The organism is Paracoccaceae bacterium Fryx2, from assembly GCA_032334235.1.
Lineage (GTDB): Bacteria > Pseudomonadota > Alphaproteobacteria > Rhodobacterales > Rhodobacteraceae > JAVSGI01.
Genome location: JAVSGI010000005.1, coordinates 3,138,998 through 3,159,506 on the forward strand (window position 1 = coordinate 3,138,998; position 20,509 = coordinate 3,159,506).

Below are 20,509 nucleotides of genomic sequence, written 5' to 3' on the forward strand. Positions count from 1 at the left end.
GTGCGCGCAGGTTCAATCCGTCGCGCGGCACCCGTACTCGTCCCAGCACCGGACAGACGCACCAAGGCCGTAGCGGTCGGCCAGCGTGCCGTCGCGTGCCAGATCTGACAGGATCGCCTCGACCCGCCGGGTCAGCGTGGTGTCGCCGATGCCGCGCAATGCGGTGCTGCTGGGCAAGGTGCTGGGCGGGGCGACACCAGCACCTCGCGCAGGAAGCCGAACTCCCTGTCCCGTATCAGCGACACCGCCGCCTGCACCGAGGTGTAAAGGATGTTCGGCACGATCACGGCGGGAAAGATGAATTGCATATGGGTGTAGGGCACGACAAAGCGCACCTCGCCATACACCTCGCCGCGGAAACAGGGGTTCAGCCCGATTCCGAGGATCAGCACCTACAGCAGCGGGCGGCTGACCCCGCCGATGATCTGCCCGCGGTCGCGCAGCGACCGTTTCACCTCGCGCAGCCAGATGGCGTAGATGCCGATGATCAGACCCATTCGTTGCCCCGTTGCTGGAGGATCGTCGCGCGCCCGTAGAATTCCGAGGCCGGATCGGACAGCACAAGGTCGCGGATGCGGTTCCACAGGTAGGCGCGCAGGTCGAGAAAGCGCCTGTCGGCCCGGACCTCGGCCGACCAGCGCGGCCGCTCGATCCCGACCTCGATCTGTTCCAGAACCCGGCCCGAGCCCATCAGCACGATCCGGTCGGCCAAGAGGATCGCCTCGTCGACGCTGTGGGTGACGAACAGCACCAGCGCGCGGTGCCGGGCCCAGATTGCCATCAACTCGATCTGAAGCAGTTCGCGGGTCTGGGCGTCAAGGCTGGCAAAGGGTTCGTCCATCAGCAGGATGTCGGGCTCGACCGCCAGCGCCCTTGCCAGCGCCACGCGCTGCCGCATCCCCCCCGACAACTGGCCGGGATGGCGGTCGGCGCTGCCGGCCAGCCCGACCAGCGCCAGATAGCGGTCTGCCCGCGCGCGCCGCTCGGCCCGGTCCAGCCCCAGCGGTTCCAGCGCGAATTCGACATTGGCGCGCACTGTGGCCCAGGGCAGAAGGCGAAACGACTGGAACACGAAACCCGCCCCCGGCCCGGGCTGCGGCGGCTTGCCCGCCAGCAGCACGCTTCCGCTGTCGGGGGTGATCAGCCCGTTGGCGAGCCGCAGAACCGTGGTCTTGCCGCAGCCCGAAGGGCCCAGAAGTGCCACGAAGGTCTGCTCGCCCACCTCCAGCGACACCCCGTCCAGCGCCATGCTGGTCATGCCGCCCGGATGGCGGAACCGTTTGGTCACGCCATCCATCACCAGCAGGGGCGCCGCACCGGAGGCTCCGGGCATCGCCCCTGCGTCGGGCCGGGGGTACGCGGCCATGGTCATCGGGTCTGCGCGTCAAGGCCCGGCGCGGTGCCGATATCGGTCAGAACCTTGTCCACGGGGCCGAAATCCACCCACGCCTCCAGCGCGACCGGGGGTTTGCCCGCGAAATCCTCGGTCTGGTACAGCCAGTCGGTGGTGTATTTCAGCTCGTCCGCGCTCAGCCCGCCGTTGATGCTCCAGCTTTCCCTGAAGGCCACGGCCAGCGTTTCCAGCGTCGCGCGCTCGACATCGGGGCGGGCGGCGGCGACGGCATCGACCCAGACCTCGGGCGTGTCTGCGAAGGTGCGGCTGAGTTTGGTCAGCGCCCGGATCACCGCCTGCACCTCGTCGCCGCGGGTGTCGAGGGTCGCTTGGGTGACGATGTTGACCTTGCTGACCACCGGGGCGGCGGCAAAGTAGTCATCCTGGCCGATCAGCACATGCAGCCCGGTCTTGTCGGGCATCGCACTCCACACCCCGATCGACATCGTGGTGGCGTCGATCTGCCCTGCGGCCAGCGCCTGCGCCCGTGCCGACGGCTGGCCCAGCGTCACGACCTCCAGCCCGTCGACCGCCACCCCCTGCGAGGCCAGCACCTTCATGCTCAGCGAATGGTCAAGGCTGCCCACCCGGCCCACGCCAAAGCTGGCCCCGGCCAGATCGGCGGGGGTGTCGATGCCGTCGCGCGCCGCGATCAGGAAGGGCAGCGCCTTGTTGGGCGAGGTCACGGCGCGCAGGTCGGTCGCCCCGCCCAGCACCAGTTGCAGCAGCGCATCGGTGCCGATGTTGGCCATCTCGCCCTCGCCCGCCTGCAGGGCAGCCAGCGCCGACGGGGTCTGCTGCACGCGGACCAGTTCGACCTCCACCCCCTCGGCCTCGAAGTAGCCAAGCTTTTCAGCCAGATCCATCACCGAGTTCGGCACCAGCGGCGTTTCCAGATCGGTGATGATCAGCCGGAACGGCTCTGCCGCCACGGCCCCGGCCAGACCCAGCGCCAGCAGGCCCGCCAGCAGCGTCCGGCCCAGATAAGAATTGCCCATTCGTTCCTCCCATTTTTTGCGGGTTTTCATGCCGAACCCCGCCAACGGCCCAGACGGCCCTCCAGATGGCGCAGGGCTTCGGTCACCACGACGCCGATCATTGCCAGCGCGATCACGATCACGAAGTATTCCGCCATGCGGAAGGTGTTTCCATACACCGCCAGAAGCCCTCCCAGCCCCCGGACGGCAGTGTACAGCTCGGCCACGACGGTGTTAATCAATCCAATGGTCGCCCCCAGCCGCAGGCCGACGATCACATAGGGCACCGCACCGGGCAGCACGACGCGGGTAAAGACCCGCACCCGCCCCGCCCCGACCGAGCGCGCCATTTCCACCAGTTCGGCATCGGCCTCGCGCACCCCGGCATAGGTGTTGATCAGGATCGGCATCACCGCGCCGAGAAAGACGATGAACACCTTGGCCTCGAACCCCAGCCCCAGCAGCACGATGATCAGCGGGATGAAGGCGACGCGCGGGGTTGCCGCCAGCGCATAGACATAGACCTCCAGCGTCTTGCCCAGCAGCCGAAGCGCGCCCATCAGCACCCCCAGCGGAATCGCCACCGCGATGGCGATCAGATAGCCCGAGCCATAGACCGACAGGCTGTCGCCCAGCGCGGTCTGCAGCCGCCCCTCGGCAAACAGCCGCAGCGCCGCCTCCCACGTTGCCAGCGGCGATGGCACCAGATTGCGCGCCACATTCATCGAGGCGATCCACCACAGCCCGATCAGCAGCGCCAGGAAGGCCAGCCGAAGCAGCGTCACGACCCAGACGGCGGAAAGGCGCGGCCGGGCCGCGTTGGGGGGGTCACCTTCCATTCGGCCTCCCGCGGCGCGAGGCGGGGGCGCCCTCGCGCAGGTCGCGCCCCGTCAGGCTGAGAAACACGTTTTCAAGGCTTGGCTGGTCGATCGTGATGTGGCGCAGGTCGGGCCCGAAGTCGGCCTGCAGCGCGTCGAGCGCCGCCGGGTCATCCAACGGGATCAGCAGCAGCCCGCCCGCCCCGTCGAGCACGCCGGGGTGGCGCGCGCGGATCGCCTGCCCGACGGCGGCCGAGGCCGGGCGCGCCCGCACCAGCAACCGGCCATGATCCGCCTTCAGCGCGTCGGGCGTGCCTTCGGCAATGATCTTGCCATGGTCGATGATGCTGACATGATCGCAGCTTTCGACCTCGTCGATGTAGTGGGTGGTGACGACCACCGTCAGCGGTCGGTTCTTGCGCAGGGTGTCGAGATAGCTCCAGATCCCGGCGCGGGCCTGCGCGTCAAGCCCGACGGTCGGTTCGTCCAGAAACAGCACGCGCGGTTCGTGCATCAGCGCCCGGGCAATCTCCAGCCGCCGCTTCATGCCCGACGACAGGGTGCGGACCACCGCATCGCGCCAATTCTCCAGTTCCACCAGCGCCAGCAGCTCGTCGATCCTGCGGTGTCGGTCGGCGCGGCCCCTCTGGTAGACCATGCCGTGAAAGTTGAGGTTTTCCCGCACCGTAAGCCGGGTGTCGAGCGTCGGATCCTGAAACACCACGCCGATCTCGCGCCGCACCTTGCGCGACTGGCGCACCACGTCCAGCCCGTTGACCTGCGCGCTGCCGTCGTCGGGGGCGCGGATGGTGCAGAGAATGTCGATCAGGGTCGACTTGCCCGCGCCGTTGGGGCCAAGCAGGGCGAAGACGCTGCCGCTGCGCACCCGAAGGCTGACCTGATCCAGCGCCAGGTGCCGCCCGTAAGGCTTGCTCACGGCATCGACCACGATGTCATCGGCCTGCGTCATGCCAGCACCCCCACGCCGCGCAGGGTGCGCAGGCAGATGTCGTACACCCCGGCGTCGGAGGGGGCGGCGAGGAAATGCCAGTGGCGGGCGCTGAAAAGCTCGCGCAGACCGGTTTGCCAGGCCCGCAGCAGCACGCCGTAACGGCCCAGGGTCTCGGCGTCGGACATCACCTCGACCTCGGCCCCGGTTTCGGCATCCAGCAGGGTCATCAATCCCTGACCCAGCCGCGCGGGGTCGCTTTCGCCCGGCGACAGGATCTGCATCGCCAGGATCTCGTGCCCCGCCGCGTGCAGGATGTCGAGCCGCTGGCGCACCCCGTCCCCCCACCAGTCGCTCAGCGCCACCACCAGCCCCGCCTGCGGCAGATGTGGCGTCACGTCAGCGAGCGTGGCGGCAAAGCCGGCGTCGGCCGCGCCGGCCTCGACCCCGGCGATCCAGGCAAACAGCGCCTCGGCCCGTGCCGCCCCTTGCCAGCGCGGCGACAGGGCCAGCCCCCGCGCGCCGCGCATCGCGGCCTGCACCCGGTCGCCGCCGGTCAGCGCGACAAAGCCCAGCACCTGCGCCAGCAGGCAGGCAGAGCGGAACTTCGCGCCATCCTCGATCAGCATCGAGGGGCTGGCGTCGATCACGAGGGTGACCGGCAGTTGCCGCCCCTGCACATATTGCCGGATCACCGCTTCGCCGGTGCGGGCCATCACATGCGGGTCAAGGTGGCGGGTGTCTCCACCCGCCCGATAGGGGCGGTGGTCGATGAATTCCATGCCCGCCCCCTTGCTGCGCGACCGCCGCTCGCCGATCCCGACCGAAGGCCGCGCCCGCATCGGCAGCAGCCGCGAGGCCTTCAGTTGCTCCAGCAGGGCGGGGGGCGGGCGCATCACAGGTGCCCCAGGCACTGATCGAACAGGCGCAGCATCAGCGCGTCGGCATCGAGATTCGACGCGAGGCCCTCGAAGTTCAACTGCAACCGGTGGCGGACCACCGGCAGCAGCACCGCCCGCAGGTCCGCGACTGCCACATGGTTGCGCCCCGCCAGCAGCGCATGGGCCTTGCCGCCCAGCACCAGCGCCTGCGCCCCGCGCGGGCTGATCCCGAAGCGGACATGGCGGGTCACTGTGGCATCGGTGTCGCTGCGCCCCGGCTGGGTTGCCACGCTGAGCCGCGCCACGCCGCGCCGCAGCGGCTCGGCAATCGGCACGCTGCGCACCAGCGCCTGAAGCTGGAGGATGTCGTCGGGCGTGATGGTCCGGGTCCGGTTTGCCGCCGCCGCGCCTGTCGTCGCGGTCAGGATGTCGGTCAGCGTGTCCTGATCGGGGTCGGCCACGTCGATGCGGAACAGGAACCGGTCGATCTGCGCCTCGGGCAGGGAATAGGTGCCCTCCATCTCGATCGGGTTCTGGGTGGCCAGCACGAAGAACGGCCGGGGCAGGGGGGTGCTGATGCCCGCCGAGGAAATCGTCGCCTCCTGCATCGCCTCCAGCAGGGCCGACTGGGTGCGCGGCGAGGCGCGGTTGATCTCGTCGGCCAGCAGCAGTTGCGCGAAGACCGGGCCCTTGCGGAACTCCAGCCGGTTGCGCCCGTCGGCATCGGGCACCATCACCATCGCACCCACGATGTCGGCGGGCATCAGGTCCGGCGTGAACTGGATGCGCGAGAACGAGAGCCCGCTGACCTGCGCAAGGCAGCGCACCATCAGGGTCTTGCCCACCCCCGGCGGCCCTTCCAGCAGCACATGGCCGCCGGCAATCAGCCCGATCAGCATCAGGTCCAGCGCCTGTGGCTGGCCGATCACCATGGTGGCCACGCTGGCCCGGGTGGCCTGCAGGGCCGCACGCAGCCGTTCCAGCGTCGCAAGGTCTGGGTCGATCGCGGTCGGTGCTGTCATGGGGGTCATAGTTCACTCCCTTGCTGTCTGGCCGTTGCTGTCCGGGTCGGTCGGCGTCGGGGCAGGCCCGCCTGACGGCGAACCAGTTCGATCAGAAAAAGTGCCAGCGCCAGCAGCGCCCAGACCTGTCCCTGCCCTTGCCAGCGTAACGACAGCCCGGCCCCTGCGGCAAGCATCTCGTCGGGGTCCACCAGCCTGCCGCCGGTGGTTTCGGCCAGCCAGGCCGCGGCTCCGCCCGGATGGGCCAGATCGAACTGCGTTGCATAGGAATGGTGGAAGGCCGCCGACAGGCTTTGCGGCCCGGGCAGCCTGGCGCCGGGAGCGGCCGCGACCTGCACGCTGACGGCGTAGCGGCCCGGCGCGTCCAGCGGCACGGCGGCACGGTAGATCCCGGCCCGGCTCTCGCGCAGCGGCGTGACCAGCGTGTCGCCGTCCGGCATGGTGACGGCGGCCGTCAGGTCAAGCCCGGCGCGGGGTTCGCCGTCTTCGGTCAGCGCCTCCAGCGTCAGGTGCAGCGCCTCGCCGCGACCTTCGGCCGACAGATGCAGACCCGGCGCGTGGCTGGCGGGCAGGAACGCCCGCAGCGCCCGGGTCCAGAACTGGCCGTAGGCGGGCACCGCCTGCCAGCCCCTCGTCCAGCTGCCGGTCGCATCGGTGCCAAGCGCCAGCACCGTGCCGTTGCCATAGCGCCACCACGCCAGCAGCGGCGCGTCGCGGCCTTCCTTGTCAGGGGTGACCATCGCCAGCCGCGCCTCGGGTATGGCAGTCGTCAGCACGAAGCCTTCAACCGGCGGCATGGGGTCGGGCAGCCCGGCCAGAAAGCCTGCCGCCGTATCGGCCCAGACCGGCTGCGAGCGGCGGATCTCGATCGGCTCCGACAGCAGCATCGCCTCTTGCGACAGGATCGAGGGCAGGGCCTCGAAATCGCTGCTGGTATGGGCCGACCCGCCACCCGGCGCGGCGATGGTTTCCACCACGCTGCGGTCGGCCCCCTGACCGATGGCCACGGCCGAAACCGTGATGCCCTGCCCCCGCAGCCGGTCGAGGATGGCGGGAAAGTCGCCCGGCTGGCTCAGCCCGTCGGTCATCACGATGACATGCCGCGCCGGGGCATCGACGCCGCTCAGCATGGCAAGTGCCGCGTCCAGCCCGGGCAGGATCGCGGTGCCGCCGCCGGGGTCTACCCCGTCCAGCGCCGCTTTCGTGCGCGCCGCCTCCACCTCGCCCAGCGGCAGGATCGTCTGCGCCTCGGCGTCGAACACGATGATGCCGATCTGGCTGCGCGGGTTCAGCAGATCGACCGCCGAAAGCGTGGCGCGCTTGGCGATGTCGAGCCGCGTGCCTTCGCCCACCGGCTGCAACATGCTGCCCGGGCGGTCGAGAACGAAGACCATCGCGACCTCTGGCGCGTCGCGCGGAATCCGGCTCGACAGCGGCGACAGGCGTTCCAGCGCGGTCTGGTAATAGCCGCCGGGGCCATAGCTGTTGGGCCCGCCGAGGATCAGCAGGCCCAGCCCGTGATCGGCCACCGCCGTCTCGATCAGGCCCTGCTGGCGGGTCGAAAGGGCGATGGCGGGGGTGTCGACCATCACGATGGCACCGTAGGCCAGCCAGCCCGGCAGGTATTCCGGCGCGTGGCCGGGGGAGATCACCTCGACATCAACTCCGGCGGCGCGCAAGGGGCCCGCAAAGGCGGTGCCATGCGCGTCGGAAGGGGCGATCACCAGCACCCGGCGCGGGGGTTCGGCCGTCAGCAGGCGCCCGGCGCGGTTGTTCTGTGGCCAGGTGTCGCCGGGGGCCGAAAGCGCCATCTCGATCAGCGTTTCGCCCCCCGCGACCGGCGGCAGGTCGGCCTCGACGCGGGTGTTGCCTGCGGTCAGCGCGATGGTCTGTTCGGCCACCGCTCGGCCATCCTGCAACAGGGTCAGCAGCGCCGTCGTGTCGGATTGCGCGAAGGCAAGGCCCACCGCCGTGACCGCATCGCCCGCCACCACTTGACGGGGCAGGTCGATGCCACGCAGGATCACCTCGCCCTGTGGCGGCGGCAGGGCGGGCAGGCGGTCCACCACCACCCTGCGGGTCGCAAGCCCTGCCATCGCATCCGCTCCCATCACCATGTCGGCGGCAAGCACCAGCCGGCCGCGCTGGCCCTCGGGCACCATCGCCAGTGCCAGGTCGAGCGGCAGAAGCCCCCCGGACAGCCGCAGTTCCGCCGGCTGCGCCGGAACGGGCGCCGCACCCGGGTCGGCCAGCACCCGTGCCGCGGCACCCGCGCCGACGATGCCGACCTCTGGCCCCTGCCAGCGGGATGCACCTTCCGCCGGGATTTCGGCTCCGGCGGGTTGCACCAGCACCACGATGCAGGCGGCGACGGGTGCCGCGCCGGGGGGCGCAGCCAGCAGGTCGGCCAGCGCCGCCGCAAATTGCGCGATGCCGCTTTGTTCGGGCCAGGTGCTTTCAGCCGGGTCGAACGCCGGATGCACGTCGAACCCCTGCGGCAGGCGGCGGACCTGAAGCAGCGGGTCGCCCTGCGCCGACAGCAGGACGGTGGCGTGTGGCAGGGGCGCAAGCCGATAGGCCCGCGTGATGCCCAGCGCCGCCCAGCCGCCGATCTGCGCCAGGGGATGCGTGTTGTCCCAGTGGTCGGGGTCGGGCGCGAGGGTCGGCACGGGGGCATCGCCGCCCGCAACCCGGCCCTGCCCGATCCACAGCGTGCTGGTCGCGGGCGCGCGGCGGATGGCGATGCCATCCACGATCACCAGATCGAAACGGGCGTCATCCTCGGGCAGGTCATCGGCCTGAAAGACCTCGACCCCTGCGCCGACGACAGCGGGGCGGCGCCGTCGCGTTCCAGCTCCCGGGCAAGGGCGGTGGCGACCGCGGCAAGATAGGGATCCTTGCGCCGCGCGGCCTCGGCCGCAATCAGGCTTGCCACGGTTTCCAGATCCTCGCGCCGGGTCTTTTCGGCCTTGGCACCGGCTTCGGCCCCGATCGGGTCGGGGGCGGGAAGCGGCGCCGCGGTCAGCCAGCCGCCCCAGAGAAGGGTCGCCACCAGCGCCAGCAGGGCACAGAGGGCCGCGAGCGTCCGGGTCAGCAGCAGGCTGATCCGGCGCGGGTCGATCCGTGCCGCAGCCTCGCCGGCCGAGGCCAGCAGGGCGCGCGGCACCGGGCCATCCGCAACGGCGCCATTCGCAGCGGCGGGCGTCAGCGCCAGATCGACCGCGGAGCCGTAAAGCTGGCCGAGGCCCAGCCTGCGGTCCACGTCGAAGGCGAGGCCCACCCGGCCCGGCCGCCGCCGCCACACCCACAGCCCCCCGGCCAGCAACGCAAAGGCCCCCAGCGCCAGCGCCGGCGGCACGGCGCCGCCCGGCAGGATGCGGCCCTGCGGATCGACCAGACCGGCCCCCAGCGCCGTGACCGCCCCCGCCAGCAGGGCCGCAAGCCCCGCCGTCGCCGGATCGCGGATCAGCCGCAGCCGGGCAAGTGCCGCAAGCGGGGCCAGCAACGGGTCGGCAGGCGGGCGGTTGCGGTGCGGCAGCGGCCCCCCGGTCATTGCGGCACCAGGCGCACGACCGGCTGCAACAGCCCGGTCAGCGCGGTCTGGCGCGTCAGGATCAGCGCGACGGCCAGCGCGATGCCGATCCACATCGCGCGCGCCAGCAGAAGCGCGCGCCAGCAGAAGACGGTGCAGCCCGGGCGCCACCGCCGCCAGCAGCAGCCCCCCCGTCAGCGGCGGCAGCGGCAGGAGATTGACCACCACGAACCAGCCCGACAGGTCGGCAACGGCAGCTATCCAGGCCACCACATGCGGCGCCCCGGTCGCGGGCCAGTAGGCGGCCACCAACGGCCGGGTTTCGCGTGCTGGCCTCGCTGCCGTTCGAGGTGAAACTGATCGAGATCGGCATCGCCACGCGCAGCCAGGACACCTGGCTGAACACGCTGCTCGGCGACGGTATCGCCACCCTGATCGCCGACGGCACCCTGGATACCTTGTTGCAGGCCCATCACCTGCAGCCCGCGGAAGAGAGTTGAAGTCTTGCAGAGTGCAAACGTCGCAGCGACCTGCGGTCGGAAAGGGTCGGGGCCATGAGTGACCTGCCCTTCTGGACCATCCTGATGCGGACATTGGCGGTCGCGCTGCTGACAGATGCAAGGTGAAAGGTGCGGCCAATCGTCATGAGTTCCTCCTCCTAGCGCGAGACGGCTCGGCCGGTCTCGACACCTGTTGATCGTTTGCGGGTCAGCGGCAGATGGTGGTCCGGTCTGGTGCTCCTCCTTCATGCATGGTCGGTCGTTCGCCCCGCACGGTGATGCGGGCGTTGACACTTGCGTTCGCGCGGGTGTCGTTATTTCGGTTTCTTCTCTATCGTGATGTTGGCAAAGCGGGCGTCCATCACCGCAAGCTCGTGATCGCCCGCCGGTGCGCCGTGCATCTTCAACAGGTAGGCCAGCACGTCGGCATAGGTCTGTTCCTGCAGGCTGCCCGGCCGGCCGACCGGCATGGTGTCGCGCATGAACCGGAAGTAGGTGCTCAGCGACACCCCTTCGTGTTTGGAGTTCAGCGTATATCCCGTCAGGGTCGGCACGCTTGGCCCGCCCCTTCCGGTGTTGCCGTGGCAGGATGCGCAGATTTCCGTGTAGACCAGTTTGCCGCGCTCGGCCTGTTCTTCGGTGAAGACACCGCTGCAGATTCTCAGCGGTTCGGGTTCATCCGCTGGCTGTCGAGGCGCGGGTTTCGAGCATTCGGACGATCGTCGCCTTGTCAAAGCCCGTGCGGGCGTGGATGTAGCCGACCGTGGCACGGCCGTCGCTGTTGACGGCGCGCAACACCTCCATTCCGCGACTGAGCGAAACGACATTCCTGAAGGACGACATGCTTTCTCCCGTAAAGAACACGGCACCCGGGGACGAAGGGCTGTGATCCCCAGGCGTCTCCGGAAACCGGTCGTCAAACCCCCTGCACGAGACCCCGGCCATCCGACCGATATCCGGGATTCGCAGAGGACAATTTTACACGTCTTTGCGGCAGGCGGCAATCAAGGCGGCATGGCTGCCGCGTCCGGCCGCCAATCGAAGGCGCTGTCATGCGGTTTGGGGGCCGGGCCGGAAAGCGGGCGTGCCCGATCGGTTGAAAACCCTGCCAATGATGCCAATTAATGCAGGGTCGGCGTCGTCGGCGGAACAGGGGTCTTTTACTGACGTGCATCATGGCCGGGCGCGGCGGTATGGTGTCTGGCTTTGCCGACCCGAAGACATCTATCGAACGGAACAGCCATGACCACCAACCCCACCTTTCCGACCCTGGACAAGCCGGAATGGGCCATGTCTCCGCGCGAGATGGCGGCGGCGCAGCGGGCAAGGGCCGGTCTGCCGCGGCGGCGGCGGCTGTGGCCATGGCTGGTGGCGCTGCTGGTCGTGCTGGCCGTGGGCGGGTATGCCTGGTGGTGGCAAAGCCGCCCCGCCCCGCCCGCCGCGCCAGAGGTGGCCGTGGTCAGCCGGATGCAGGTCAACCCCGATGAATACGCCACCCTTGCCCCGCAGACCCTGCGCCGCACCGTCAAGGTGATCGGCACGCTGGAACCGGCGCGCCGGGCGCAGCTTTCGTCGCAGACCGGCGGGCAGGTCGAGGCGGTGACGGCGCGGCCGGGCGACGCGGTGGCGGCGGGTGACATGCTGGTGCAGGTGGGTATCGAACGGCTGACGCTGGATCTGAACCTGCAGCGCAGCAACGCCGATGCCACCCGCGCCCAGCTTGCGCTGGCCGAGGGGCAGTTGCAGCGGGTGCAGGCGCTGCTGGATCGCGGCGTGTCCACCGCCTCCAGCCAGGAGGAGGCGCGCAGCAGCGTGGAAGGGCTGCGCGCCACCGTTTCGGCGCTGGCCGATCAGGTGCTGGCGGCCGAACTGACGCTGCGCAACGCCACGGTGCGCGCGCCGTTCGGCGGCATCGTCTCGGCCCGCGCGGTCGAGCCGGGCACCTTCGTGTCGGTCGGCGCGCCGCTGATCAGCCTGGTGGACCTGTCGCGGGTCGAGATGCAGGGCAACGCGCCGATCTCGGCCGGGTCGCTGCTGCGGCCGGGACAGGATGTGACCGTCACGGTTGACGGCATCGCCGGGCGCAGCTTCGCGGGCAGCGTCGCCCGGATCAACCCGGTGGCCGCCGAGGGCACCCGGACGATTCAGGTCTATGTGACCATCGACAATGCCGAGGGGCTGCTGCTGGGCGGCATGTTCGCCACCGGGCAGATCGTGGTGGCCGAGGCGAAGGATGCCCTTGCGATCCCGACCGATGCGCTGCGCACAGACCGGGCCGGGAAACATGTGCTGAAGATCGACGGCGATGTGCTGGTGCGCCAGCCGGTCGAGGCGGGCGGGGAATGGGCGGGGCGACTGACCGAGATCCGGTCCGGCATAGCTGCGGGCGACATCGTGGTGACCGCTGCCCTGCCGGAACTGACGCCGGGCGACACCATCCGCCTGCTGGAGAACTAGGGCCATGTTCCTGACCCGCATTTCCGTAGCGCAGCCGGTATTCGCCACGATGATCATGGCGGCGATCATGGTGTTCGGCATCTTCTCGTTCCAGCGGCTTGCGATCGAGCAACTGCCGGACGTGGATTTTCCGGTGGTGGCGGTGGTGGTTTCCTACCCCGGCGCCTCGCCCGAGGCGGTGGAGACCGATCTGGTCAAGCCGATCGAGGATGCGGTCAACACCATCAGCGGCATCGACAACGTCCGGTCCACCTCGCGCGCGGGCGAGGCGCTGGTGATCATCTTCTTCGACATGGACATCGCGTCGTCGGATGCGGCGCAGGACGTGCGCGACCGGCTGGCGGGCATTCAGGCTGCCTTCCCCGACAATGCCGAAGACCCGACCATCCTGCGCTTCGACCCCGCCGAACTGCCGGTGATCTCATTGGCAGTCAGTGGCGGCGATCTGGCGCCGCGCGACCTGACCGCGCTGACCGAGGATGTGATCGTGCAGCGCCTGTCGGTGATTCAGGGTGTCGGGCGCGCGTCAGTGGTGGGCGGGGTGCCGCGGCAGTTGAACATCCTGATCGACCCCGACCGGCTGAACGCGTTCGGCGTGGGCGTGGGCGAGGTGACGGCGGCGCTGGCCGCCGAGAACCGCAACCTGCCCGCCGGGGCCATCGAGGCCGGGCGGGTGGTGCAGTCGATCCAGGTCGAGGGCCGGATCGAACGGGCGGCCGATTTCCTTGACATCATCGTGGCTCGCCGCGGCGGGCAGCCGGTGCGGCTGAGCGATGTCGCCACCATCGAGGACGGTCAGGCCGAGGTGACAAGCATGGCCCTGCTGGACGGCGCGCAGGCGCTGGCGGTCGATGTGGTCAAGACCCAAGGCTCGAACACCGTCGCCGTGGCGCGCGAGGTTCGCGCGGCGGTGGCCGAACTGGTGGCCAACGACCTGCCCGAAGGCGTGACCATCGACATCGTGCGCGACAACGCAAAGCCGGTCGAGGAAAGCTACCTTGGCGTGCAGAACATGATGATCGAGGGCGCAGCACTGGCGACGCTGATCGTGTTCCTGTTCCTCAACTCGTGGCGCTCGACCGTGATCACCGGGCTGACCCTGCCCATTTCGGTGATCGGCACGATGACCGTGCTCTGGGCGCTGGGCTTCACGCTGAACATCATGACGCTGCTGGCGCTGTCGCTGGCCATCGGGTTGCTGATCGACGATGCCATCGTGGTGCGCGAAAACATCATGAGGCACCTGCACATGGGCAAGTCGCACCGGCAGGCGGCGCTGGAAGGCACGGCGGAAATCGGGCTGGCGGTGCTGGCCACCACGCTGTCGATCGTCGCGGTGTTCCTGCCGGTGGCGTTCATGGAAGGCATCATCGGGCGCTTCTTCCTGCAGTTCGGCGTCACGGTTTCGGTGGCGGTGCTGATTTCGCTGTTCGTCGCCTTCACGCTGGACCCGATGCTGTCGAGCGTGTGGTTCGACCCGGCCGCCGACCCCGACGCAAAGCGTGGGCCGCTGGGCCGGGCGGTGGCGCAGTTCGACCGGTTCTTCGTGGCGCTGGGCCGGGGTTACCGCCACGTGCTGCGCTGGAGCCTGCGGCACCGCCTGACCACGCTGGCGATTGCGCTCGCGGCGTTTGTCGGCAGCTTCTTCCTTGTGCCGCTGGTCGGGACCGAGTTTTCCCCGGCGGTCGACAACAGCGAATTCCAGATCGAGATCGAAACCCCGGTCGGGTCGTCGCTGGCCTATACCTCGGGCAAGATCCGGCAGGTGGACCGCGTGCTGCGCGAGTTCCCCGAGGTTGTCCGCACCTATGCCACCGTCAACAGCGGCTCGTCCAACAGCGGCGCGAACACGGCGGTGATCGCGGTCGCCATGGTCAGCCCCGGCAACCGCGACCGCAGCCCGCAGGACATGACGCTGCCGGTGCGGCAGGCGCTGGCGCAGATACCGGGCATCAGCGTCACGGTCGGCGCGGCGGGGGGGATGGGGTCGGTCTCGGCGCCGGTCGAGATCAACCTGTCGGGCGACAGCTTCACCACGCTGGGCCCGATGGCCGACGAACTGATGCGCCGCCTGCGCACCATCGACGGGCTGGCCGACGTGGCATCGAGCCTCGATGCCGCCCAGCCGGTGCTGGGGGTGCGGATCAACCGCGATGCGGCCAGCGACCTCGGCGTCAGCCTGGCGCAGATCGGCGACACGCTGCGCCCGATGCTGGGCGGGCAGACGGTGGGCGAGTGGACGGCCCCGGACGGGCGCAACTTCACCGTCAACGTGCAACTGCCCGCCGAAGTGCGCAACGACCGCGCGGTGCTGGGGTCGCTGCCGATCCGGCAAAGCGGCGGCGACGCGCTGGTGCGGCTGGACCGGGTTGCCGAACTGGTGGATTCGTTCGGCCCGTCCGAGATTTCCCGCGCCGACCTGTCGCGGACGGTGACTGTCACCGCCAACCTCTCGGGCAAGGCGCTGGGCGACGTGCTGCCCGAGGTGCAGGCCGCCATGGCCGAGATTCCCAAACCCCCCGGCTACCGCATCACGACCGGCGGCGATGCCAAGCGGCTGGCCGAAACCGGGGCCACGGCGGCCACGGCGCTGCTGCTGGCGGTGATCTTCATCTATCTGGTGCTTGCCTCGCAGTTCGGCAGCTTCCTGCAGCCTGTCGCCATCATGGCCGCCCTGCCGCTGTCGCTGATCGGGGTGGTGCTGGGCCTTCTGGTCGGGGGATCGACGCTGAACATGTTCTCGATGATCGGTTTCATCATGCTGATGGGGCTGGTGGTCAAGAACGCGATCCTGCTGGTCGACAATGCCAACCAGCGGGTGCGCGAGGGCATGAACCTTTATGACGCGCTGCTGGAGGCCGGGACGACCCGCTTCCGCCCGATCATCATGACGACGCTGGCGATGATCTTCGGCATGTTGCCGCTGGCGCTGAACATCCACGAGGGCAGCGGCCAGAACGCGCCGATGGCCCATGCGGTGATCGGCGGGCTGATCTCGTCAACGCTGCTGACGCTGGTGGTGGTGCCGGTGGCGCTGACCTATCTCGATGCGCTGGGGCGGCGGGTGTCGCGCCGTTTCCCGCCGCCACCTGATGCGTCGGCCGGCCGTCCGGCGGAATGAACCGGGTCGGTATCTCTTTAGGGGCAAGACCCGCCCTTGAGCGGTCAGCAAGACCGTTCGAGAATGCGTATCAAGGCATCGACGCCCAGCGGCACCGGATTGCCCTTCATCGAAGACGATGCCAGCGCCGCCTCGGCAACCTGTGCGAAATCGGCCCGCGCCAGTCCGAGGTCGGCAAGGCCGGGCAGGCCCGCCGCGCGCGCCCATGCGGCAAGGGCATCCGGCGCATCGCCGGGGGTCGTTTGCAGCGGCGGCGCGAGGGTTTCGCAGACCCGCTGCAACCGGTCACGCGCCGGCCCTTCGCTCGCGTTGCGGTTTTCGGCAAGCACAGCGCCCAGCAAGGTGCCGCAGATCGCACCATGCGCGGCCCCGGTCAGCCCGCCGATCACCCCGGCCAGACCATGCACCGCCCCAAGGCCGCCATTGGCCAGCGCCAGCCCGCCCGACAGGCTGACCCAGGCCAGATCGTCCCGCGCCTCCGCGTCTTCGGCCTGCATCAGGCGCATCAGGGCGGCCAGCCCCAGGCCGATGGCGGGCAGGGTCAGCGCATCGGTGAACGGCGTGGCGCGGCACGAGACATGGGGCTCGATCACCTGCGTGACGGCATCGAGGCCCGAGGCCAGGGTGACGGCGCGGGAACAATGGTCGGTCAGCGCCGGGTCGACGATGGCGATGCGGGCCAGCATCCGGTCATCGCGCAGGCTGACCTTGCGGCCGTGGTCGGGCAGGCCGATCACGGCGTTCTTCGTGGCTTCAGCCCCGGTGCCGGACGTGGTCGGCAGGGCGATGAAGGGCAGGGGGGCGGCGGTCAGGGGCAGGGCGCGGCCCACCACCTCCAGATGATCCATCGCACCGCCGGGCGCGGGGGCGAGGGCGGCGACGGCCTTGGCCAGATCGAGCGCCGCGCCGCCGCCAAGACCCGTGACCCAGTGCGCGCCGAAAGCCTTTGCCTGCGCCACCGCATCTTCCAGCACCGCTAGCGTCGGCTCGGCGGCACAGGGCAGCGCCAGCACCGCGACTCCCTGCGCCGCCAGCGACTCCACCAGCCAGGCAGCGCGCGCCGGGTTGGCGCCATGCACCACGATGCCGCGCGAGCCGTAGGCCGCAATCAGGCCGGGGGCCTTCGCGGCCTCGCCACGGCCGAACAGGATGCGCCCGGGGGCGGTGATGCCGAAGGGGGTCATACCGACATCGTCGCCCGCACGGCGCGGCCCCAGCGAGCGTATTTCGCGGTGCGGGTGGCGTCGTCCATTTCCGGCAGGAAGCGGCGGTCGAGCGCCCATATCCGGGCGAACTCCTCCGGCCCCGGGTAGATCCCGGCCTGCATTCCTGCCAGCCAGGCCGCGCCAAGGGCCGTGGTCTCGGTCACCTTCGGGCGGTCGACCGGGGCGCCGATGATGTCGGACAGGAACTGCATCGTCCAGTCGCTGCCCGCCATGCCGCCATCCACCCGCAGCACGCCATCCGCCCGCGCGCCCCAGTCGGCCTGCATCGCCTCCAGCAGGTCGCGGGTCTGGTAGCCCACGCTTTCCAGCGCGGCACGGGCCAGTTCGGCGGGGCCAGAGTTGCGCGCCAGCCCGTAGATCGCACCACGGCAGTCCGGCTGCCAGTAGGGCGCGCCAAGGCCGGTGAAGGCGGGCACCAGCACGACCGGCTGCGCCGGATCGGCGGCTTCGGCCAGCCCTTGCGTCTCGCGCGCCTCTCGGATGATCTTCAGCCCGTCGCGCAGCCATTGCACCACCGCGCCCGCAATGAAGATCGAGCCTTCCAGCGCATAGGTAGGCCGCCCGTTCAACTGATAGGCGATGGTGGTCAGCAGGCGGCTTTTCGAGGCAACCATCTGGTCGCCGGTGTTCAGAAGCGCGAAACACCCCGTTCCATAGGTCGATTTCATCATGCCGGGGCTGAAACAGGCCTGCCCCACTGTCGCGGCCTGCTGGTCGCCCGCCACGCCAAGGATCGGGATCTCGCGCCCGAACAGGTCGGCGCGGGTCAGGCCATAGTCGGCGGCGCAATCGCGCACCTCGGGCAGCAGCGCCATCGGGATGCCCATCAGGGCGCAGATGCCTTCGTCCCAACGACCCTCGCGGATGTTGTAAAGCATGGTGCGGGCGGCGTTGGTGGCGTCGGTGGCATGGACCCGTCCGCCGGTCAGCTGCCAGATCAGGTAGCTGTCGACCGTGCCGAAGGCCAGTTCGCCCCGTTCGGCGCGGGCCCGGGAGCCGGGAACGTGGTCGAGCAGCCATTTCACCTTGGTGGCCGAGAAATAGGGGTCGAGCAGCAGGCCGGTGCGGGCGGTGATGTCAGCCTCGTGCCCGGCGTCGCGCAGGGCGGTGCAGGTGTCGGCGGTGCGGCGGTCCTGCCAGACGATGGCATTGTGCAGCGGCTTGCCGGTCGCGCGGTCCCATATCAGGGTGGTTTCGCGCTGGTTGGTGATGCCGATCGCCACGATGTCGGCGGCGGTGATCCCGGCCTTCTCGATCACGCCGCGCGCCGTGCCCGCAACGGTGGACCACAGGTCGATCGGGTCATGCTCGACCCAGCCGGGTGCGGGGAAATGCTGCGGAAACTCCTCCTGCGCGATGGCCACGACCCGCAACGCGCTGTCGAAAAGGATGGCGCGGGACGAGGTCGTGCCCTGATCTATGGCAAGGATATGCGTCATGTGGTGGTCCGGTTCCTGCGTGTGCGTCTGCGTTTCATCTTTTTTCAAATATCCCCGCCGGAGGCTCCCGGCCCGACCGCAGGAGCCTCCGGCGGGGATATTTGAGAACAGAAGAAAGGCGGGCGGGGTCTTTCACCCCGCCCGCCGGTCTCAGTTCTGCCAGGACTTGATCAGTTCGTCATAGGCGATGGTTTCGCCCTGCGGCTTTTCGTTTTCCAGCTTGGCCACCGGCGCGCCGGGGGCGTCGAGCCATTCCTGCGGGTCTTTCGCTTCGTTCATCTTCGGCCCGATGTCGCCCTGCACGCCGGCGCGTTCCAGACGTTCCAGCACCTTTTCCTGCTCGGCGCAGAGCGCGTCGAGGGCTTCCTGCGGGGTCTTGTCGCCCGACATCGCATCACCGATGTTCTGCCACCAGAGCTGCGCCAGCTTCGGGTAATCCGGGATGTTGGTGCCGGTCGGAGACCAGGCCACCCGGGCGGGCGAGCGGTAGAATTCCACCAGCCCGCCAAGCTGCGGCGCGCGGTCGGTGAAGCTCTGGTGCTGGATGGTCGACTCGCGGATGAAGGTCAGGCCGACATGGGCCTTCTTCACGTCCACGGTTTTCGAGGTGACGAACTGCGCGTAGAGCCAGGCGGCCTGGGCGCGGTCCACCGGGGTCGATTTCATCAGCGTCCACGAGCCCACGTCCTGATAGCCGACCTTGGTGCCCTCGGTCCAGTAGGCGCCGTGGGGCGAGGGGGCCATGCGCCATTTCGGCGTGCCGTCCTCGTTCATCACCGGCAGGCCGGGTTTGACCATGTCGGCGGTGAAGGCGGTGTACCAGAACATCTGCTGGGCCACTTCGCCCTGGGCCGGAACCGGACCGGCCTCGCCGAACACCATGCCCGCAGCCTGGGGCGGCGAGTATTTCTGCAGCCATTCGATCGCCTTGGTCACGGCATAGACCGCCGCCGCGTCGTTGGTGGCACCGCCACGCGCGACGCACGATCCGACCGGGCGCGAATTCTCGTCGACGCGGATGCCCCATTCGTCGACCGGCAGGCCGTTCGGTTCGCCCACATCACCCATGCCGGCCATCGACATCCACGCATCGGTGTAGCGCCAGCCGAGCGAGGGGTCTTTCTTGCCGTAGTCCATGTTGCCGAACACGCTGGTCGGCCCGCCCATGTAGGACATGTCGCGGCCGGTGAAGAATTCGGCGATGTCCTCGTAGGCCGACCAGTTCAGCGGCACGCCCAGATCGTAGCCGTACTTGGCCTGGAAGTCGTCCTTGGTCTTCTGGTCGTTGAACCAGTCATGGCGGAACCAGTAGAGGTTGGCGAACTGCTGGTCGGGAAGCTGGTAAAGCTTGCCGTCCGGTGCGGTGGTGAACTTGGTGCCGATGAAGTCGGCCAGATCGAGGTTCGGGTTGGTGACGGCGGCGCCTTCGCCCGCCATCCAGTCGGTCAGGTTGCGGGCCTGCTGATAGCGCCAGTGGGTGCCGATCAGGTCGGAGTCGTTGATGTAGGCGTCATAGATGTTCTCGCCCGACTGCATCTGCGTCTGCAGCTTTTCCACCACGTCGCCTTCGCCGATCAGATCATGGGTGATCTTGATGCCGGTGATGGCGGTGAAGGCCGGGGCCAGCACCTTGGCTTCGTATTCATGCGTGGTGATGGTTTCCGACACCACCTTGATATCCATGCCGGCGAAGGGCTTGGCCGCGTCGATGAACCATTGCATTTCCGCTTCCTGCGCGGCCCGGTCGAGCGACGACATTTCGCCGACCTCGGCATCGAGAAAGGCTTTCGCCGCCTCGATGTCGGCCCAGGCGGGCACGCCTGTCACCATCAGCGCAAGCGCCATGGCGGTTGATGTGTGGCGTAGTCTCATCGTTGTCTCCTCCCAGAGATGTTGGACGCATTACGTCAGGTTTGCCGGTCTAGACCCAGCGGAACACCGCCACGGCATAGATCAGGCAACAGATCAGCGCCCCCCACAGGGGAGCGCCGAAGGCGGCAAGCCAGCCGATGTTGATAAAGGCCGAGCCCAGAAGCGAAATGAACAGCCGGTCGCCGCGCGTCGTCTCGATGCGCAGCACGCCGGTGCGGGGGGTTTCGGGGTAGCGGATCGCCAGGAAGGTGAAGATCACCAGCAGGCACGCGATGACGATGAAGAAGATCGCGGTCGGTGTGGTCCATGCCATCCAGGCCAT

19 protein-coding genes are annotated in these 20,509 nt (G+C 69.2%); 3 read left to right on the forward strand and 16 right to left on the reverse strand.

Translation table 11 applies throughout. From position 1 onward, the window contains the following. Nucleotides 1-12 precede the first annotated feature (12 nt). The 10 genes from RNZ50_24400 to RNZ50_24445 form a co-directional block, all read right to left on the reverse strand. A complete protein-coding gene (locus tag RNZ50_24400; GenBank protein MDT8858116.1) occupies nucleotides 13-159 on the reverse strand; it encodes a hypothetical protein in 147 nt (48 codons plus the stop codon). Then, nucleotides 132-392: a hypothetical protein gene (locus RNZ50_24405; GenBank protein MDT8858117.1), complete on the reverse strand. Its 261-nt coding sequence runs from the start codon at nucleotides 390-392 to the stop codon at nucleotides 132-134. The genes RNZ50_24400 and RNZ50_24405 overlap by 28 nt, the downstream gene beginning before the upstream one ends. A 95-nt stretch (nucleotides 393-487) precedes the next feature. After that, the gene (locus RNZ50_24410; protein ID MDT8858118.1) at nucleotides 488-1,297 is read right to left on the reverse strand and encodes an ABC transporter ATP-binding protein; all 810 of its coding nucleotides are present in this window, start codon (nucleotides 1,295-1,297) and stop codon (nucleotides 488-490) included. Nucleotides 1,298-1,368: 71 nt separating this feature from the next. Next, on the reverse strand, nucleotides 1,369-2,391 hold the full coding sequence (locus tag RNZ50_24415; GenBank protein ID MDT8858119.1) for an ABC transporter substrate-binding protein: 1,023 nt from the start codon (nucleotides 2,389-2,391) through the stop codon (nucleotides 1,369-1,371). A gap of 26 nt (nucleotides 2,392-2,417) precedes the next feature. Beyond that, nucleotides 2,418-3,209 carry an ABC transporter permease gene (locus tag RNZ50_24420; GenBank protein MDT8858120.1) on the reverse strand — a complete coding sequence of 264 codons (792 nt, stop codon included), beginning with the start codon at nucleotides 3,207-3,209 and terminating at the stop codon, nucleotides 2,418-2,420. Then, on the reverse strand, nucleotides 3,199-4,158 hold the full coding sequence (locus tag RNZ50_24425) for an ABC transporter ATP-binding protein (GenBank protein MDT8858121.1): 960 nt from the start codon (nucleotides 4,156-4,158) through the stop codon (nucleotides 3,199-3,201). Before RNZ50_24425 ends, RNZ50_24420 begins: the two co-directional genes overlap by 11 nt. After that, entirely contained in the window at nucleotides 4,155-5,033 is an 879-nt protein-coding gene (locus tag RNZ50_24430; protein MDT8858122.1) for a DUF58 domain-containing protein, read from the reverse strand. The genes RNZ50_24425 and RNZ50_24430 overlap by 4 nt, the downstream gene beginning before the upstream one ends. After that, nucleotides 5,033-6,049, reverse strand: a complete 1,017-nt coding sequence (locus tag RNZ50_24435; protein MDT8858123.1) for an AAA family ATPase — start codon at nucleotides 6,047-6,049, stop codon at nucleotides 5,033-5,035. Before RNZ50_24435 ends, RNZ50_24430 begins: the two co-directional genes overlap by 1 nt. Further along, a complete protein-coding gene (locus RNZ50_24440; protein MDT8858124.1) occupies nucleotides 6,046-8,793 on the reverse strand; it encodes a VWA domain-containing protein in 2,748 nt (915 codons plus the stop codon). Before RNZ50_24440 ends, RNZ50_24435 begins: the two co-directional genes overlap by 4 nt. 2 nt (nucleotides 8,794-8,795) lie before the next feature. After that, nucleotides 8,796-9,881: a hypothetical protein gene (locus tag RNZ50_24445; GenBank protein ID MDT8858125.1), complete on the reverse strand. Its 1,086-nt coding sequence runs from the start codon at nucleotides 9,879-9,881 to the stop codon at nucleotides 8,796-8,798. A 17-nt stretch (nucleotides 9,882-9,898) separates the two neighbouring features. On the opposite strand from RNZ50_24445, the gene RNZ50_24450 reads away from it, so the two are divergent. Beyond that, nucleotides 9,899-10,072 carry a hypothetical protein gene (locus RNZ50_24450; GenBank protein MDT8858126.1) on the forward strand — a complete coding sequence of 58 codons (174 nt, stop codon included), beginning with the start codon at nucleotides 9,899-9,901 and terminating at the stop codon, nucleotides 10,070-10,072. 314 nt (nucleotides 10,073-10,386) lie between these two features. Here the strand turns inward: RNZ50_24450 and RNZ50_24455 are convergent, their stop codons facing one another. Both RNZ50_24455 and RNZ50_24460 read right to left on the reverse strand, forming a co-directional pair. Beyond that, nucleotides 10,387-10,806: a cytochrome c gene (locus tag RNZ50_24455; protein MDT8858127.1), complete on the reverse strand. Its 420-nt coding sequence runs from the start codon at nucleotides 10,804-10,806 to the stop codon at nucleotides 10,387-10,389. Further along, on the reverse strand, nucleotides 10,748-10,915 hold the full coding sequence (locus RNZ50_24460) for a helix-turn-helix domain-containing protein (protein ID MDT8858128.1): 168 nt from the start codon (nucleotides 10,913-10,915) through the stop codon (nucleotides 10,748-10,750). The genes RNZ50_24455 and RNZ50_24460 overlap by 59 nt, the downstream gene beginning before the upstream one ends. A gap of 399 nt (nucleotides 10,916-11,314) precedes the next feature. Between RNZ50_24460 and RNZ50_24465 the strand changes: the two genes are divergently transcribed. Continuing rightward, nucleotides 11,315-12,529: an efflux RND transporter periplasmic adaptor subunit gene (locus RNZ50_24465; GenBank protein MDT8858129.1), complete on the forward strand. Its 1,215-nt coding sequence runs from the start codon at nucleotides 11,315-11,317 to the stop codon at nucleotides 12,527-12,529. Between the two features lie 4 nt (nucleotides 12,530-12,533). After that, nucleotides 12,534-15,650 (forward strand): efflux RND transporter permease subunit, encoded by a 3,117-nt coding sequence (locus RNZ50_24470; protein ID MDT8858130.1) that lies wholly within the window; start codon nucleotides 12,534-12,536, stop codon nucleotides 15,648-15,650. A gap of 44 nt (nucleotides 15,651-15,694) precedes the next feature. Here RNZ50_24470 and RNZ50_24475 read toward each other — a convergent pair whose 3' ends face one another. From RNZ50_24475 to RNZ50_24490, 4 genes are all read right to left on the reverse strand, one after another. Beyond that, the gene (locus tag RNZ50_24475) at nucleotides 15,695-16,834 is read right to left on the reverse strand and encodes an iron-containing alcohol dehydrogenase (GenBank protein ID MDT8858131.1); all 1,140 of its coding nucleotides are present in this window, start codon (nucleotides 16,832-16,834) and stop codon (nucleotides 15,695-15,697) included. Continuing rightward, the gene (glpK, locus tag RNZ50_24480) at nucleotides 16,831-18,315 is read right to left on the reverse strand and encodes a glycerol kinase GlpK (GenBank protein MDT8858132.1); all 1,485 of its coding nucleotides are present in this window, start codon (nucleotides 18,313-18,315) and stop codon (nucleotides 16,831-16,833) included. Before glpK ends, RNZ50_24475 begins: the two co-directional genes overlap by 4 nt. Before the next feature lie 150 nt (nucleotides 18,316-18,465). Beyond that, nucleotides 18,466-20,187: an ABC transporter substrate-binding protein gene (locus tag RNZ50_24485; protein ID MDT8858133.1), complete on the reverse strand. Its 1,722-nt coding sequence runs from the start codon at nucleotides 20,185-20,187 to the stop codon at nucleotides 18,466-18,468. A gap of 49 nt (nucleotides 20,188-20,236) precedes the next feature. Then, the gene (locus RNZ50_24490) at nucleotides 20,237-20,509 is read right to left on the reverse strand and encodes a DUF2160 domain-containing protein (protein ID MDT8858134.1); all 273 of its coding nucleotides are present in this window, start codon (nucleotides 20,507-20,509) and stop codon (nucleotides 20,237-20,239) included.

Bases quoted from the DNA above. Each gene is read 5' to 3' on its own strand.
- RNZ50_24490 (MDT8858134.1), bottom strand. From the start codon at position 20,509: ATGGCCTGGATGGCATGGACCACACCGACCGCGATCTTCTTCATCGTC.
- RNZ50_24485 (MDT8858133.1), bottom strand. From the start codon at position 20,187: ATGAGACTACGCCACACATCAACCGCCATGGCGCTTGCGCTGATGGTG.
- RNZ50_24460 (MDT8858128.1), bottom strand. From the start codon at position 10,915: ATGTCGTCCTTCAGGAATGTCGTTTCGCTCAGTCGCGGAATGGAGGTG.
- RNZ50_24420 (MDT8858120.1), bottom strand. From the start codon at position 3,209: ATGGAAGGTGACCCCCCCAACGCGGCCCGGCCGCGCCTTTCCGCCGTC.
- RNZ50_24415 (MDT8858119.1), bottom strand. From the start codon at position 2,391: ATGGGCAATTCTTATCTGGGCCGGACGCTGCTGGCGGGCCTGCTGGCG.
- RNZ50_24410 (MDT8858118.1), bottom strand. From the start codon at position 1,297: ATGGATGGCGTGACCAAACGGTTCCGCCATCCGGGCGGCATGACCAGC.
- RNZ50_24435 (MDT8858123.1), bottom strand. From the start codon at position 6,049: ATGACCCCCATGACAGCACCGACCGCGATCGACCCAGACCTTGCGACG.
- RNZ50_24425 (MDT8858121.1), bottom strand. From the start codon at position 4,158: ATGACGCAGGCCGATGACATCGTGGTCGATGCCGTGAGCAAGCCTTAC.
- RNZ50_24475 (MDT8858131.1), bottom strand. From the start codon at position 16,834: ATGACCCCCTTCGGCATCACCGCCCCCGGGCGCATCCTGTTCGGCCGT.
- RNZ50_24430 (MDT8858122.1), bottom strand. From the start codon at position 5,033: ATGCGCCCGCCCCCCGCCCTGCTGGAGCAACTGAAGGCCTCGCGGCTG.
- glpK (MDT8858132.1), bottom strand. From the start codon at position 18,315: ATGACGCATATCCTTGCCATAGATCAGGGCACGACCTCGTCCCGCGCC.
- RNZ50_24470 (MDT8858130.1), top strand. From the start codon at position 12,534: ATGTTCCTGACCCGCATTTCCGTAGCGCAGCCGGTATTCGCCACGATG.
- RNZ50_24465 (MDT8858129.1), top strand. From the start codon at position 11,315: ATGACCACCAACCCCACCTTTCCGACCCTGGACAAGCCGGAATGGGCC.